This is a genomic window from Roseibium aggregatum IAM 12614 (assembly GCF_000168975.1).
GTDB classification, from domain to species: Bacteria; Pseudomonadota; Alphaproteobacteria; order Rhizobiales; family Stappiaceae; genus Roseibium; species Roseibium aggregatum.
Genome location: NZ_AAUW01000016.1, coordinates 101,124 through 115,554, shown reverse-complemented (window position 1 = coordinate 115,554; position 14,431 = coordinate 101,124). Strand labels below are relative to the sequence as shown.

16 protein-coding genes are annotated in these 14,431 nt (G+C 60.8%); 5 read left to right on the top strand and 11 right to left on the bottom strand.

All coding sequences use genetic code 11. From position 1 onward, the window contains the following. Nucleotides 1-22 precede the first annotated feature (22 nt). The 6 genes from SIAM614_RS20730 to lgt form a co-directional block, all read right to left on the bottom strand. The gene (locus tag SIAM614_RS20730) at nucleotides 23-955 is read right to left on the bottom strand and encodes a ribose-phosphate pyrophosphokinase (RefSeq protein WP_006937598.1); all 933 of its coding nucleotides are present in this window, start codon (nucleotides 953-955) and stop codon (nucleotides 23-25) included. Nucleotides 956-1,194: 239 nt separating this feature from the next. Then, nucleotides 1,195-1,716, bottom strand: coding sequence for a hypothetical protein (locus SIAM614_RS20725; protein WP_006937597.1), 522 nt, complete (start codon nucleotides 1,714-1,716; stop codon nucleotides 1,195-1,197). 92 nt (nucleotides 1,717-1,808) lie between these two features. Then, complete coding sequence (locus tag SIAM614_RS20720) at nucleotides 1,809-2,966, bottom strand: M24 family metallopeptidase (protein WP_006937596.1); 1,158 nt, start codon at nucleotides 2,964-2,966, stop codon at nucleotides 1,809-1,811. A 9-nt stretch (nucleotides 2,967-2,975) separates the two neighbouring features. After that, entirely contained in the window at nucleotides 2,976-3,740 is a 765-nt protein-coding gene (gene pgeF, locus SIAM614_RS20715; protein WP_006937595.1) for a peptidoglycan editing factor PgeF, read from the bottom strand. 56 nt (nucleotides 3,741-3,796) lie between these two features. Then, complete coding sequence (locus SIAM614_RS20710; RefSeq protein WP_006937594.1) at nucleotides 3,797-4,885, bottom strand: class I SAM-dependent methyltransferase; 1,089 nt, start codon at nucleotides 4,883-4,885, stop codon at nucleotides 3,797-3,799. Beyond that, nucleotides 4,882-5,697, bottom strand: coding sequence for a prolipoprotein diacylglyceryl transferase (lgt, locus tag SIAM614_RS20705; protein WP_006937593.1), 816 nt, complete (start codon nucleotides 5,695-5,697; stop codon nucleotides 4,882-4,884). Before lgt ends, SIAM614_RS20710 begins: the two co-directional genes overlap by 4 nt. Nucleotides 5,698-5,951: 254 nt before the next feature. Between lgt and SIAM614_RS20700 the strand changes: the two genes are divergently transcribed. From SIAM614_RS20700 to proC, 3 genes are all read left to right on the top strand, one after another. Beyond that, entirely contained in the window at nucleotides 5,952-6,218 is a 267-nt protein-coding gene (locus SIAM614_RS20700; RefSeq protein ID WP_040440700.1) for an accessory factor UbiK family protein, read from the top strand. A 347-nt stretch (nucleotides 6,219-6,565) separates the two neighbouring features. After that, nucleotides 6,566-7,066, top strand: coding sequence for a type III secretion system chaperone family protein (locus SIAM614_RS20695; RefSeq protein WP_040440699.1), 501 nt, complete (start codon nucleotides 6,566-6,568; stop codon nucleotides 7,064-7,066). After that, nucleotides 7,063-7,881, top strand: coding sequence for a pyrroline-5-carboxylate reductase (proC, locus tag SIAM614_RS20690; RefSeq protein WP_006937589.1), 819 nt, complete (start codon nucleotides 7,063-7,065; stop codon nucleotides 7,879-7,881). Before SIAM614_RS20695 ends, proC begins: the two co-directional genes overlap by 4 nt. 110 nt (nucleotides 7,882-7,991) lie before the next feature. Here proC and SIAM614_RS20685 read toward each other — a convergent pair whose 3' ends face one another. Then, nucleotides 7,992-8,465, bottom strand: coding sequence for a YciE/YciF ferroxidase family protein (locus tag SIAM614_RS20685; RefSeq protein ID WP_006937588.1), 474 nt, complete (start codon nucleotides 8,463-8,465; stop codon nucleotides 7,992-7,994). Nucleotides 8,466-8,834: 369 nt separating this feature from the next. Here SIAM614_RS20685 and SIAM614_RS20680 point away from each other — a divergent pair, with 369 nt between their 5' ends. Both SIAM614_RS20680 and SIAM614_RS20675 read left to right on the top strand, forming a co-directional pair. Next, nucleotides 8,835-9,533 carry a TetR/AcrR family transcriptional regulator gene (locus tag SIAM614_RS20680; protein ID WP_006937587.1) on the top strand — a complete coding sequence of 233 codons (699 nt, stop codon included), beginning with the start codon at nucleotides 8,835-8,837 and terminating at the stop codon, nucleotides 9,531-9,533. A 70-nt stretch (nucleotides 9,534-9,603) separates the two neighbouring features. Further along, complete coding sequence (locus SIAM614_RS20675) at nucleotides 9,604-9,945, top strand: tRNA-binding protein (protein ID WP_006937586.1); 342 nt, start codon at nucleotides 9,604-9,606, stop codon at nucleotides 9,943-9,945. 26 nt (nucleotides 9,946-9,971) lie between these two features. Here SIAM614_RS20675 and SIAM614_RS20670 read toward each other — a convergent pair whose 3' ends face one another. The 4 genes from SIAM614_RS20670 to SIAM614_RS20655 form a co-directional block, all read right to left on the bottom strand. Beyond that, entirely contained in the window at nucleotides 9,972-11,306 is a 1,335-nt protein-coding gene (locus SIAM614_RS20670; RefSeq protein ID WP_006937585.1) for an 8-oxoguanine deaminase, read from the bottom strand. Nucleotides 11,307-11,542: 236 nt separating this feature from the next. Further along, nucleotides 11,543-12,937: an ATP-binding protein gene (locus SIAM614_RS20665; protein WP_006937584.1), complete on the bottom strand. Its 1,395-nt coding sequence runs from the start codon at nucleotides 12,935-12,937 to the stop codon at nucleotides 11,543-11,545. Nucleotides 12,938-12,948: 11 nt separating this feature from the next. Beyond that, the gene (locus SIAM614_RS20660; protein WP_040440738.1) at nucleotides 12,949-13,647 is read right to left on the bottom strand and encodes a response regulator; all 699 of its coding nucleotides are present in this window, start codon (nucleotides 13,645-13,647) and stop codon (nucleotides 12,949-12,951) included. A gap of 35 nt (nucleotides 13,648-13,682) precedes the next feature. Beyond that, a complete protein-coding gene (locus tag SIAM614_RS20655) occupies nucleotides 13,683-14,249 on the bottom strand; it encodes a MarR family winged helix-turn-helix transcriptional regulator (RefSeq protein ID WP_006937582.1) in 567 nt (188 codons plus the stop codon). Between the last annotated feature and the right edge of the window lie 182 nt (nucleotides 14,250-14,431).

Here is a 14,431-nt window from a genome sequence, read left to right as displayed (position 1 = left end):
GATGTGTCTGCCGTCAGCCGGTTTAGCTGAACAGGCTGGAAACGGATTTTTCCAGAGCCGTGCGGTTGATTGCTTCGCCGATCAGCGGAGCAATCGAGATTGCACGGATGTTGGCAGCGGCCGTGATGGCGGCGGTCGGTTCGATGGAGTTGGTGATGACCAGTTCCTTCAGCTTGGAAGAGGTCACGCGGGCAACCGCACCACCGGACAGAACGCCGTGGGTGATATAGGCCGTCACCGACTGCGCGCCCTTGGCCAAAAGGGCTTCAGCGGCGTTGCAGAGCGTGCCGCCACTGTCGACGATGTCATCGACGAGGATGCAGTCGTAGCCTTTGACATCACCGATGATGTTCATGACTTCCGATTCCCCAGGCTTGTCGCGGCGCTTGTCGACGATGGAGAGCGGCGCCTCGATGCGCTTGGCAAGGGCACGGGCGCGCACCACGCCGCCGACGTCCGGAGACACGACCATGACATTGTCGGTCGCATAGCGTTCCTTGATGTCGCGGGTCATGACGGGAGCGGCGAACAGGTTGTCCGTCGGGATATCGAAAAAACCCTGGATCTGTCCGGCGTGGAGATCCAGGGTTAGAATGCGGTCTGCACCGGCTTCGGTGATCAGATTGGCCACCAGCTTTGCCGAGATCGGGGTTCGGCCGGAGGCACGGCGGTCCTGCCGGGCGTAGCCGAAATAGGGAATGACCGCGGTGATGCGGCGGGCAGAGGACCGGCGGAGCGCATCGATGATGATGAGCAGTTCCATCAGGTGGTCGTTTGCCGGGTAGCTGGTCGGCTGGACGACGAAAACATCTTCGCCGCGTACGTTTTCCTGGATTTCTACGAAGATTTCCTGGTCGGCAAACCGCCGGACCTGGCATTTGGCGAGAGGGGCATCCAGGTATTTGGAGATTTCCTCAGCCAGGGCTCGGTTGGAATTGCCCGCGACGATCTTCATGAGCCGCAAGTCCTTCTGGTGCGACGGCGGGTTTACAGACAGGTTGTGCCTTGCAAACACGCGGAAAGGCCTAGGTCTTAAGTCATGTGCCGGGTGCCGGGAGCCTCGCTCGGAAACCCTCGGCAGGCGGCGGCGTTGTAACAACCAAGCAACCGGACCACAACAGGCGTTGTCGCCTGACGCCCGCTTTTTTTTATTTTTTGTGACGCCACGCCGGAATTACCCGGCAAAGCGTTTCATTATCGGTTGAGCCAGGCCTTGATTTCCACCATCGAGCGATTGGCAATGCGCGACAGCGTACCGGAGCTGACCGCCTGCCACGGGTCGCCGGAGGCTCCGCCCGTATCTTCCGTTCCGGAGATTCGCTTCACGCGGCGGCCGGAGTTGTCGACAATGTCGAAAACGTAGAACACGGTGCCGTTGGAGGGCTGTCCGGTTGCCGACAGATAACCGTTGACCCGGTAGGTGGCCGACGCGCCGATGCGGCGCACAAGCGTGATGCCCTGCTTGCGGGCTTCGGCACCGATCATCTCGGACAGCTCGTCGGCAATATTTCCCGGTGCACCGGTGAACGGTTCAAACGCGAAGGTGACGCCCTCTTGCTGGTCGGCCTGACCGGCGATCGTCGGCGCGGTGACGGTGGTCGAGATCGGAGTGGGGGGCTGAGGAGCTGCCTGGCAGGCAGCAAGCCCGGCTCCAAGCAGAAGAACCGCCAGCAGGCGCCGGGAGGAAGAGGATCGTTGGGTGGTCATGTCTGTCATGGAGACGCTTGGCTCTCGCGGTCGATATCGTCGTGGCAGCGGCCCCTGCCGGAAACGCGAAACGCGAACCGGGCCGCAAGGTTGAAACTGGTTTAGCCTGACTTGACCGGCAGGTCGAGAGGCAGCTTGGACAAGCACTCGGGCGCCCCGGTCGTGGTCAGATAGGTCTGGCCGAGGGTCATGGCGGTTCCGGAGATGGAATCCATCAGGATCATGTGCATGAAGATGACCATGTCGGGCTTCACCTCGGCCGGGTTGGCCCGGTAGGCCATGGGCATGTCCATCCAGCTTGGCGTGAACCGGGCGCCCAGGGAATAACCGCAGGCATTCAGCCGGTGCGGCATGAGGCCATGGGCGTCGACACGTTCTGCATGGGCGTCGAAGACATCGCCGAAGGTCCTGCCAGGAACGAGCTGTGTTTCAACAGCCGCAAGTGCCTCGCGTGCGGCGGTGTACATTTCCATGTGCCGGTCCGTCGGTGTGCCGATCACCACCGTGCGCATCAGCGCAGCGTGGTAGTGGCGGTAGGCACCGGCCCATTCCAGCGTGAGCTGGTCCTGGTCGGACAGGTTCCTGCGGCCTGCCTTGTAACGGCACAGGAGCGCATCGCGGTCGGAGCCGATGATGAACTCGTTGCCGGGATAATCGCCGCCACCTTCGAAAATGGCTCCCTGCATCGCAGCCAGTATGCGGCCCTCGTCGGCTCCAGGGCGGATTTCATCCATCGCGGCATAAAAGGCCTTGTCGGCCAGCTCCGAGGCCTTGCGCACATAGACGATTTCCTCGGCGCTTTTCACCGCGCGAAGCTCGGGAATCAAGGGCGAGGCATCGCTGACGTCGGCGAAACTTGTGAGTTCCTCATTCAGCTTCAGGGCGATTTTACCGGTCATGCCTTGCGTGTCGTATTCGACACCCAGCCTGCTGCCGAGCAGGTCCATGTCGAACAGCATCTCCTTGAGCTGCAGCACAGGACTGGCGGAGCCGCGGTCGATCCAGATGCGGATGTCCTCGATGTTCGAGGTGTGCTTGGCCTGGCGTTCGTCGGCGGAGCGCGTCAGGAGCACCTTGCGGCCGTCCTTCGTCACGACGAGGCACTGGAAAAAGCAGAAGCCGAACGTGTCGTAGCCGGTCAGCCAGTACATGCTCTCCTGGGCAAAGAGCAGCATCGCATCCAGCTTCTGCGCCTCCATGGCGGCCTTCAGCTTGTCGAAGCGGCTTTCAAACTCGGCATCGGAAAAATGAAGTGCCATGTGTGGTCCTCACAAAAGTGCAATCGCGCTGATCTGGCGGCCGTAATCCGGCTCCTTGCGATGGGTTGTCCGGCGGTAGGAGAAGAAACGGTCCTCGTCGGCATAGGTGCACAGCGCCAGATCGGCGACGTCGCCCAGCCCAAGAGCCTCAAGCTTGTCGGTAATGAAAGCGGGCAGATCGAACATGAAATGCTGCGCGCGTTCGGAAGGTCTGAAATAGCGGGTGTTGTCCGGGTGCTCCTGAAGGAAGCGGTCCTTGAACTCGGGGCCGACCTCGTAAGCGGCCTGGGAAATCGTCGGTCCGAGCACCGCCGTTATGTTGCCCTTGGTCGCGCCGAGGGCCTCCATCGCCGCAACCGTGTTCTGCAAGATACCGGTAACGGCGCCTTTCCAGCCAGAGTGGGCCGCGCCGATGACGCCCGCCTTGGGATCCGCAAACAGCAGCGGGCCGCAATCGGCCGTCGCAATGCCGATGGCAAGGCCCGGTGTGGCGGTGACCAGTGCATCCGCCTTGCGGTCCGCATCCGGCGGGAAGGGTGCGCTGACGGTGATCACGTTGGGGGAGTGGATTTGATAGGGGGAGACCAGGCGGCCAGTGCTGATGCCGAGCTGGCCGGCAACGCGCTCGCGGTTTTCCAGAACGCTGCCGCGATCATCGTCCGAACCGAGGCCAATATTGAGACTGGCGTAAATGCCGCCGGAGACGCCGCCCTGGCGGGTGAAGAAGCCGTGCCGGATGCCATCCAGCTTCAAGACGTCTGCTTCAATTTTCATTCAAGGCTCCTGAAGGGGAGGGGATTCGTCACGCCAGCGTCTGATCCTTGGGGTGTTCAGGACGCGCTGTCAAACGGGGGAAAGGATATTCCAGAGTTCGTCACGGCCAGCACCTTGAAAAGATCGCCCATCTGACCTGGCGCGGCCAGCCGCTCGACGGCATCGCGGATCGCTTCCTGTTCGCTGTGGGACTTGCCAGCGCCAAGGGCTCCGGCCCGCTCCAGAAGGCCAGAGCGCAGCAGAAACTCGCCCTGGGTCAGGGGCGCAAGGGCTTGGGCACCTGCCCGGACTGTGGCGGCCGCCAGGGCTTCGAAATTGACATGCGCGGTCAGATCCGCTTCGCCCGGATGAGCCAGGACATCGTCATAGGCGTGTTTGTAAAGGGCCTGCAGCGTGTCGCCTGCGGCGGTGTTCAGGTAGCCATAGTCGATAAGGATCGCAGCGCCGCCGTTTCCGGCAATCCGGTGGCCTATCTCCTCGGCAATCGCATTGGCGGCGGGCTGGGTTTCGAAGATCGCGCCTTCAGGGGCGGATGAAAGATCCGCGGGGATGGCGTCATCGGGCAGGCGAGCGGTGCCGACGCCGAACATCAGTTCTCCGTCCTGCGACAGGCCGATCTGGCGTTCCTGCCAGCCACGAGCGGTCTTGACGAACTGGTGGATCGGCAGGGCGTCAAAAAACTCGTTGGCGACCAGGATCAGCGGACCGCCGGGAACATCCTGGAACCGGTTGCGGAAGTGCGGCGTCAACGGACCGCGCGACAGCGTCGCAGTCTGAATTTCCCGCAGTCTCGGACTGGTCTCGACCATATTCAGGCGGGCCGCCTTGATGAAGGCCGGGCGCAGGGACGCCATGCGCAACAGGTCGGCCATCAGCGTGCCGCGCCCAGGCCCGAGTTCTACAAGCTGAAACTCAGCCGGTTCCCCCAGCGCCTGCCAGGCAGACAGGCAGGCAGCGCCGATGAGTTCGCCGAACATCTGGCTGACTTCGGGCGCGGTGATGAAATCGCCCTCGCTGCCGAACGGTTCGCGCGTCATGTAATAGCCGGCGTCCGGGTCGCCGAGGCAAACGGACATATATTGCGCGACCGACAGCGGACCTTCGGTTGCAATCCGGGCCTTGATCCTGTCCTTCAGTCCCGTCACGCCGCGTTTGCTCCGGAGCTGCGCCTCGCTGCCCAGATCATGGTGGCCAGTCCGACCAGGATCATCGGAAGGGACAGCAGGATGCCCATGGTGAGAAAGCCGCTCAGATAACCGATATGGGCATCGGGAACGCGGTAGAGTTCTGAAATCGACCGGGCAACGCCGTAACCGAAGGCAAAGGCGCCGGCAAGGAAGCCGGGTTTTTGCAGGAGCTTGAAGCGCCGGCTGAGCACCATCAGCACCAGAAACAGCACGACGCCTTCAAGCGCGGCTTCATAGAGCTGGCTCGGGTGACGGGGCTCCGGTCCGCCATTTGGAAACACCACCGCCCAGGGCACATCCGTCGGCCGGCCCCACAGCTCGGAATTGATGAAGTTGGCGATCCGGCCGAAGAAGAGACCGATGGGGGCCGCGCAACCGGCAAGGTCGAACAGGGTCCAGATCGACAGGCCACGCTTCCAGGCAAACAGGATCATCGCGATGACCGTGCCGGCAAAGCCGCCATGAAAGGACATGCCACCGGTCCAGATCGCGATCGCCTCGGCCGGGTGGGCGAAGTAATATGCCGGATTGTAGAACAGCACGTAGCCAAGACGTCCGCCGATGATGATGCCGAGCGTGCCCCAGAGCACGAAGTCATCGATCTCAAGCGGGGCAGGGCGGGGGACGCCGCTCCACAGGCGGTCGTTGGCCACCAGCAGGCGCATGTAACGCCAGGCCAGCAGAATTCCGACGATATAGGCGAGCGCGTACCAGCGCAGGGCAAAGGGTCCGAATTCGATGAGAACAGGGTCGATTGCGGGAAAGGGCATAACCAGAACTGGCGGCACGGCAGAACCTTCCAATGGTGCGCGGGCGAATTCGGGCTGAACGCTTGCGCTATCTTGTCCGCCCCGTCAAGCCGATGCGGGTTCGCAGGGGGACGGGAGCCGCCTGCCGAAAGAGGGGATGGCAGGGCGGGGCGGAATGCGTGTGAATGCGGCTGCGGCGGAATTGGTCCTTGAAGTTGCCGCCATTCCCTCATACCTGTCTGTCATCACATGTGTTTCCGATCAAGGAGGGTCCGATGACCCAAGGCCCGAACCGTCTTCTCGATGATTTTGCCAAGTTGATGACCGATGCCGCCGGTGTTGCCCAGGGCGCCCGCCGCGAGGTCGAGACCGCTTTCCGTGCTCAGGCCGAGCGTTTTCTGTCCGACATGGACGTGGTTTCGCGCGAGGAGCATGAAGCGGTCAAAGAGATGGCAGTGCGCGCTCTGGACCGGATAGATGAACTCGAATCGCGGCTCGCCAAACTCGAAAATCCGGAATCCACCGCTTCTGGAGACGCTTAAGCCGATTTGTTGACGTCGATGTGAGCGTTTTCTGTGAAAAGGTGATGACAGAATTACGACGCTTGAACATGGCGGTTTTGCGTTGATTTTGGGCAGTGTGATGAAAAATACCGCTGAGTCGTCCACAAGTTTCGGCTTTTTTCGCTCAACTGGTATGTATCGTTTAAATCATTCCTGCTCCTATACTGAAAGATAACAGGGATTCGTCGGAGCAAGACGGAACCGGTTCCCTTCTAAAGGGCCGTAAAAGGACGCGTTTTGCTCCTCCGGCATGGGACTTTTCCCGGCGGCCCGCCCGGTTATCGTGATCGGGTTACCGGCCCCCGGCTCAGAAGGGGAGTAGGCACATGAGCCTCATCGAGATTGAACTCGAGCGACCTGGTAATCCCGTTGACACCATAGAGACGTTCGCAGCGTTAAACGACTGGACGTTCGAAAGGTCGGACGAGGACGAGATCACCATTTCCCTGGAGGGGAGCTGGTGTGATTACCACGTCTCCTTCTCGTGGATGGAGGAAGTCGAAGCCCTTCATCTTGCCTGTGCTTTCGACCTCAAGGTCACCGAATTGCGCAAGACGGAAGTTGTCCGTCTGCTGGCACTCGTCAATGAACAGCTCTGGATGGGCCACTTCGATCTCTGGAACAAGGAGAACGTGGTGATGTTCCGGCAGTCGCTGCTTCTGGCGGGCGGTGCGGAGGCATCCTCGGCTCAGATCGAGGGAATGCTGACAAATGCCCTTGAAAACTGCGAACGTTTCTATCAAGCCTTTCAATTCGTCGTCTGGGCCGGTCACTCGGCAGCCGAGGCGTTGAACACGGCCTTGTTTGAAACCGCAGGAGAAGCATGAGCTTTTCAAAGGAACGGCCTTTCCTTCTTGTCGGAGCCGGCAAGATGGGTGGGGCAATGTTATCGGGCTGGATGGCGGAGGGGATCGACCCCGCTGCCATCGTGGTCAATGATCCGCATCTGTCCGAAGAGATGGATGCCCTTCTCAAGAAACACGGCATCCGTCATGTGACCTCCGTGCCGGAGGATCTGACGGCCGGGATCGTGCTGGTCGCCGTCAAACCGCAGATGATGGATCAGGTTCTGCCCGGTCTCAAATCCGCGGTTGCGTCCGACACGCTGGTGTTGTCGGTTGCCGCCGGCACGCCAGTTTCCAAATTCGAGGAATTTTTCGGCCATGTGCCGATCTGCCGCTGCATGCCCAATACGCCGGCAATGGTCAAACGCGGCATTACGGCGGTCTATCCGACCCCGGCCGTCTCTGCTCAAGCGAAGGACGATGTCACTAGACTTCTGTCGTCGGTTGGCAAGGTGGTCTGGCTGGACAGCGAAGACCAGATCGATCTCGTGACAGGGGTCAGCGGATCAGGGCCTGCCTATGTGTTCTTCCTTGCCGAAGCCTTGAGCGAGGCCGGACGGCAGGCAGGACTTCCGGAAGAGATCGCCCAGGAGCTGGCGATTGCCACGGTCTGTGGCGCAGGTGAACTGATGCACCAGTCCGGCGAACATCCTTCCGTTCTCAGAAAGAACGTCACCAGCCCGAACGGTACGACGGCTGCCGCGCTTGACGTGCTGATGCATGCCGACGGCCTGCAGCCGGTGATGACCGAGGCTGTTGCCGCCGCGGTCAAACGGGCGCGGGAACTGGCCGGCTGAGGCCGGTCCCGTCAGTGACTTTCAAACAGATCAAAGGCCGCGGGACATCCGGCGGCCTTTGTTTTTTCGACTGAAAGTCCGAGAGTTTTCCTGCGGCATATGCCGGGCGATTACTGCTCGTTGATCGTCGACACGGCAAGATTGGTCAGCTTGCTGTTTGCAGCCTTTTCCTGGTCCAGAATGCCGGTCAGAAGATCGTGGGCCTCGTCATGTCCGAGCACCTTGGCCCATTCGCGCAGCGTGCCGTAACGGGCGATCTCATAGTGCTCGACAGCCTGACAGGCGGCCAGGAGAGCGGCGTTTTTTGCAGCGCCGCTTGCTTCGCTGATGATGCCGTCGGTTTCCTTGATGAGACCTTCGATCGCATCGCATTTCTCGCCTTCCGGCTTCTTGCCGAGCGACTTGAAGACCTGTTCGAGAACCTTGACCTGGCCCTTTGTTTCTTCCAGATGCTCACCAATAGCATCCTTCAGTTTCTTGCCGTTTGCAGCTTCCTGCAATTTCGGCATGGTCTTGGCCATGGTTTTTTCCGCGTAGTAGATGTCCTGAAGCGTGTGCTCGAAAGCATCGGCAAGCGTTTTCATGGGGTCGTCCTTTCACAAGATGCGGTGCGCCCGGGGGCAGGGCTCGGCAAGGGGCATTGAAAGCCACCCGAAGCCAACCGGCACGAACCTCCGACTGAACGGAACTTCGCGTGGGGGAACCGGTCGCCTGGGTGGGACAGGTCATGAAAACCTGGTTCGGGTGACCTTGTGGCCAGTCCGCTCACGGTCTCACACCCGTCACTCCGGCAAACGCTGTCCCTGTCCGTTTGGTTCCTGCCTGTAAGTCGCTTTTGCCGTAAGTTGGGCCCACTGCCAGAATGTTTCGCCCGCCTGCGGCAGCGGGCCGCCCTTTTCTGCAAGCCCGGGCGATCCTATCTTGAGAGATGCAATGACACAGGAGGGCCAGCAATGGCGACCGTCAAGACCAAGCAGAAGATCCTGAAGACCTTTCTCGATCTGTTGTCGGAACATCCTTATGAAGACATCTCGCTGCCGCTGATCGCCGAGACGGCGAAGGTCAAGCTTTCCGAAATGCGCGGCGCCTATGCGTCGAAGCTGAAGCTGGTTGCCGCCTTTCTGGAGCAGATCGATACCACTGTTCTGGACGAACGCGACGAGGACATGGGCGACCAGCCGCCGCGCGACCGCCTGTTCGACATCCTGATGAGCCGCATCGACGCGTTGGCCGAACACAAGGAGGCCGTGCGGGCACTGCACAAGGCAGCGCGGAAGGATCCCGCCCTTGCGCTTGACTTAAACGCGCTTGAGGTGCGGTCGCAGAAATGGATGCTGATCGCTGCGGGGATCGATGTCTCCGGCGTCAAGGCAACCGTGGTTGCCCAGGGGCTGTCCATCGCCTTTGCCCGTGTGGTCGACGTCTGGCTGGACGAGGAAGACGAGGGCATGCCGCGCACCATGGCACGCCTCGACAAGGAACTGGACAAGGGCACGTCCTTCATGAAGCGGCTGAACAAGCTGGATAGCGTAGTGAAAGGCGTGCGGTCGTTCTTCCGCAACGCGTCCGAGCAATCCAGCCGCCGCCGTGACCGGCAGCAAAGTGGCCGGGAAGACACAGATCTTGGCGGAGAGGCCCCGGCAAGCGCCTGAGGGACTTCAGGCCCTTGCGAACAGTCATTTGACCGTCCATGGTCGCTCGCAGAACAAGAGGATTGTTTCCGTGAGCGACCAGATCAGTTTTGACGATTTCCTGAAAGTGGATGTTCGTGTCGGCCGGGTTATCCAGGCCGAGGAGTTCCCTGAAGCGCGCAAGCCCGCCTACAAGATGCAGATCGATTTCGGTCCTGAAATCGGCATCAAGAAAACCTCCGCACAGATCACCAGGCACTACACACCGGAGACCCTGGTTGGAAAGCTGGTGATGGCCGTGGTGAATTTCCCGCCGCGCCAGATCGGCCCGGTCATGTCCGAAGTGCTGACGCTGGGCGTTCCCGATGGTGATGGTGAGGTTGTGCTGCTGTCGCCGACCAAGGACGTTCCGATCGGTGGTCGGCTCTACTGATCCTGTTCACTGCGTGCGCCTTATTTTCAGGACTGCAGCTTTCGCGCGAGCCGGTTCTGGCGTTCTATGACCTTTGGCAGATCGATCGTGGTGATCTGGCCGTCGTTAACGACCTGACGGCCTTCCACGAACAGATGTTTGACGCGCGTCGGCCCGGCGAGCAGCAGGGCTGCCGGGTCCCAGCTTCCGGCGCTCTCGACACCGGAAACATCCCAAAGCGCGATATCGGCGCGATTGCCGACGGCAAGCCGGCCGCAATCGGGGCGGTTCAGCACGTCGGCTCCGCCACGGGTGGCAATTTCCAGGGCTTCGCGGGCGGACATCGCATCCGCGCCGTAGGCGACCCGCTGCAGCAGCATCGACTGGCGCGCTTCCAGAACCAGATTGCCGGCGTCGTTGCTGGCCGACCCGTCGACGCCAAGCCCCACCTTCACCCCGGCGTCGCGCATTGAACGGACAGGGGCGATACCGCTGCCGAGGCGGCAGTTGGAACAGGGGCAATGGGCAACACCGGTGCTGCTGCCGGCGAACAGCCTGATCTCACGATCGTCCAGCTTGACGCAATGGGCGTGCCAGACATCCGGCCCGGTCCAGCCGAGATCCTCGGCATATTGTCCCGGGCGGCAGCCGAATTTTTCCTGCGAATAGCGAATGTCCTCATCGTTCTCCGCAAGATGAGTATGCAACATAACCTTCTTGTCGCGCGCCAGCAGAGCTGCGTCCCGCATCAGCTCCCGGCTGACGGAAAACGGAGAGCAGGGGGCAATGCCGACACGGACCATCGCGCCTTCGGATGGGTCGTGAAAGGCATCAACGACGCGGATGCAATCTTCCAGAATACTGGCTTCCCGTTCCACTAGACTGTCCGGCGGCAGTCCGCCGTCGCTCTCGCCGATGCTCATGGAGCCGCGGGTCGGGTGGAAGCGAAGGCCGATTTCTCTTGCGGCGGCGATGGTGTCATCGAGCCGCGATCCGTTGGGATAGAGGTAGAGATGATCGGAACTGAGCGTGCATCCGGAAAGTGCCAGTTCGGCAAGTCCGGTCTGGGCGGACACGAACATTTCTTCCGGACCGAAGCGGGACCAGATCGGATAAAGGGTTTGCAGCCAGCCGAAAAGCAACGCGTCCTGTCCGCCGGGGACGGCTCTGGTCAGGCTCTGGTAAAGATGATGGTGGGTATTCACCAGGCCCGGTGTCACGACGCAGCCGCGGGCGGACAGCGTTGCGCCGGAGGTTTCCAGATCCGTGCCGATTTCCGTGATCACGCCATCACGCAGGCGAATGTCGACGCCTGACAGTTCCCGGCGGTCGTCATCCATCGTCAGGACGGTATCGGCGTTTTTCAGAAGAAACTCAGACATCGTGCATTCCTTGTGTCCCCGTCTCATCGGAATGCGTTCGGCTGGTGGAAAACGGGGGTAAGAACCAGCCGGCAAATTGGTAGAAAATTGATGCTTGGTCAGTCAACCGGAAATTGGGTTGCGATTGTCTTGCGTTGACTTGAAAGACTTTCAATTGAAGCAGATGGCCAGCCGTTAGGACAAGCTTTTCGGCTGGATCGATTGATGTTTCCCATTTTCGGAAAGACAGCGTGTTCCTATGCCGGGATGCGCAACCTTGCTCTCAATCCGCCCATCGGACTGTCCTCCAGGTAGAGGTCGCCGCCGTGGGCGCGGGCAATGTCGCGGGCGATGGCCAGGCCGAGACCGCTGCCGGTTTCGTCCATGTTGCGGGCAAGGTCCAGGCGGTGGAAGGCCCGGAAGGCAATCTCGCGCTGGTCTTCTGGAATGCCCGGGCCGTCGTCATCGACCGTTATCGTCAGCCAGCCGTTCTCGATGCGGCCGAGCACTTCGACCCGGTTGCCGTATTTGCAGCCGTTGGTGACGAGGTTGGAAAGGCTCCGCTTCATGGACAGGCGGCGTATCTCCACGTCCGATGGCCCCTCGAAGCGCGTCGTCACGTCGTGGCCGGAGATCTCCGCTTCTTCTTCCAGTTCTTCCAGCAGCAGGGAGATGTCGGTCTTCTGGATGTCCTCGTCGCCATAGCCGCTGGCAAAGGCGAGATAGTCCTCCAGCATATGGCTCATCTCGTCGACATCCTTGCGCATCGCCTCGCTTTCCGGCGTGCCGCCAAGGAACGCAAGCTGCAGCCTGAGGCGCGTCAGAATGGTTCTGAGATCGTGGCTGACACCTGCAAGCATGGTGGTGCGTTGCTCGATCTGCCGTTCGATGCGCCGCCGCATGTCGATGAAGGCAAGGCTCGCGCGGCGGACTTCACGGGCGCCGCTGGCCCGAAAGTTCTCAACCGGCCGGCCCCGACCAAAGGCTTCCGCCGCATTCGCCAGCCGGATGATCGGGCGGATCTGGTTGCGCAGGAACAACAGTGCGATGATCACCAGAACCAGAGAGGTCGAAAACATCCAGACCAGGAAGATGTGCGAATTGGAGGCGTAGGTCTGGCTGCGCCGCGTGAAGACGCGCAGGATCGAGTCTTTCAATTGGATACGGATCTCGACGAAGCGGGATCTGCCAACCGTGTCGATCCAGAACGGTTTGCCGATGCGCTGCCCGATGGCCTGGCTCAGTTCCTGGTCGATAACGTCGAAGAACGGCTTGGGCGTGGGCGGCGGCAGGGGTTCCAGCGGCGTTACCGTCATGGACATGCCAAGCGCCCGCGAGGCGAGTTCCTCGATGTTGGCGTAATCCGGGTCCTGCGGATAGTTCTCCAGCACATAGACGACGGCTGCAATCTCGCGCACCACCGCCTCCGACATCCTGCGCGAGACCAGTTGGTAGTGCCGCTCCATGAACACGAAAACGAGCACCGACTGAAGGATCACAATCGGGGTCACGATAATCAGGAACGTCCGGGTGAACAGGCCCTTCGGCATGACCCGGTACATCAGCCGGGACACCTGGCGATAGACCGCCATCAGCGGTTTCAGGGGCACCGTCAGGGGAAAGCGCCGGAGGAAGCTGTCAAGTTTGGCCATTGCGGTCCGGTTCAGTCGCACGCAAGCCTGTAGCCGATGCCGCGCACCGTCTGCAGGTAGATCGGGTTCCCGGGATCGGTTTCGATCTTGCGGCGCAGCCGATTGATCTGAACGTCCACCGTGCGCTCGCCCAGGCCGCTATCGTCGCCGACGATCTTGTGGCGGGGAACGGTCGCGCCCGGCTGTTCGGCGAAAATCGACAGGATCTGTTTTTCCCGGTCGGTGAGGCGCACCATGGCTTCGCCATTCTTGAGTTCTCCGCGCGCGGAGTTGAACGAGAAGGGACCGAAGTGGATCTCTTCGCTGACGATGACCGGCTGCTGGTTGCCGCGGCGCAGGATGGCGGCAATGCGCAACATCAGTTCGCGCGGTTCGAACGGCTTTGACAGATAATCGTCGACGCCGGCCTCGAGCCCGGCGATCCTGTCGGGTGTTTCTGACCGCGCGGTGAGCATCAGGATCGGGACGGACGACTCCTCGCGAAGCGAAACGGCCAGCTCCAGACCGGTTTCGCCCGGCATCATCACATCGAGAATGATCAGGTCGAATTCCAGGCCGGTGAGACACGTGCGCGCCTCGGCCGCATGGGCGGCGGTCGTCACACGGTAGCCGTTCTCCTTGAGCAACCTCGACAGGAGGTCCCTGATACGCTTGTCGTCGTCTACCAGGAGAATGTGATTGGCGTTGTCGTCAGGCACCTGGGCATTCATGTCGGCTTTGTTGTCCTTCTGTGACCGTTTGCCGGTCAATCCTTCAGGTCGTAAAGACTGCGTATCAACTGCAGGATCTGCGGCCGCGCCTCGGGATCGATCATTTGCAGCAGAAACCTGCGGATAATCTCGTCGCTGCCATCTGGCAATCCAATTAGGGCACGTTCAAGGCGCTTTTGTTGCAGGCTCGTCAGGTCCACAGCCAGGGCATGTCCACGTTCGGTGGTATAGAGCAGTCTCTGCCGCCGATCGTGATGGCCTTCGCGCTGTTCGATGATGCCTGCGTCCACCAGTTGCTTCAGCACCCGGCCAAGGCTCTGCTTGGTGATGCGCAGGATGCCGAGAAGGTCGGTGACCATGATCCCGGGATTGCGATCCACGAAATGCAGGACACGGTGGTGGGCGCGGCCGAACTCATATTTGGCAAGCACGTCATCCGGATCACCGGTGAAGTCGCGATAGGCAAAAAACAGAAGCTCGATCAGGTCGTAGGACAGCGTGTCGGCGCCATCCGTATCGGACCCTTCGGGCTGCTGCGTCCGGGATTTGTCCGCACCGCGTCCGAGGGGCGGCTGGTCCGGTTTGAAATTTACGTCAGTCATATTGACTTAATTCTGATCGATTGTTACTTCTATCCGGTCGCGTACGAAATGATCGGTCTTTCTGATGCTTTTTTACGCATCAGATGATAAACGAATCCTATCATCGTCGCCGCGGCCATCAGGATACCGATAGTTGGCGTGCTGTGCAAAAAATACAGCGGTAAAAAAGGCGCAAGTCTTTG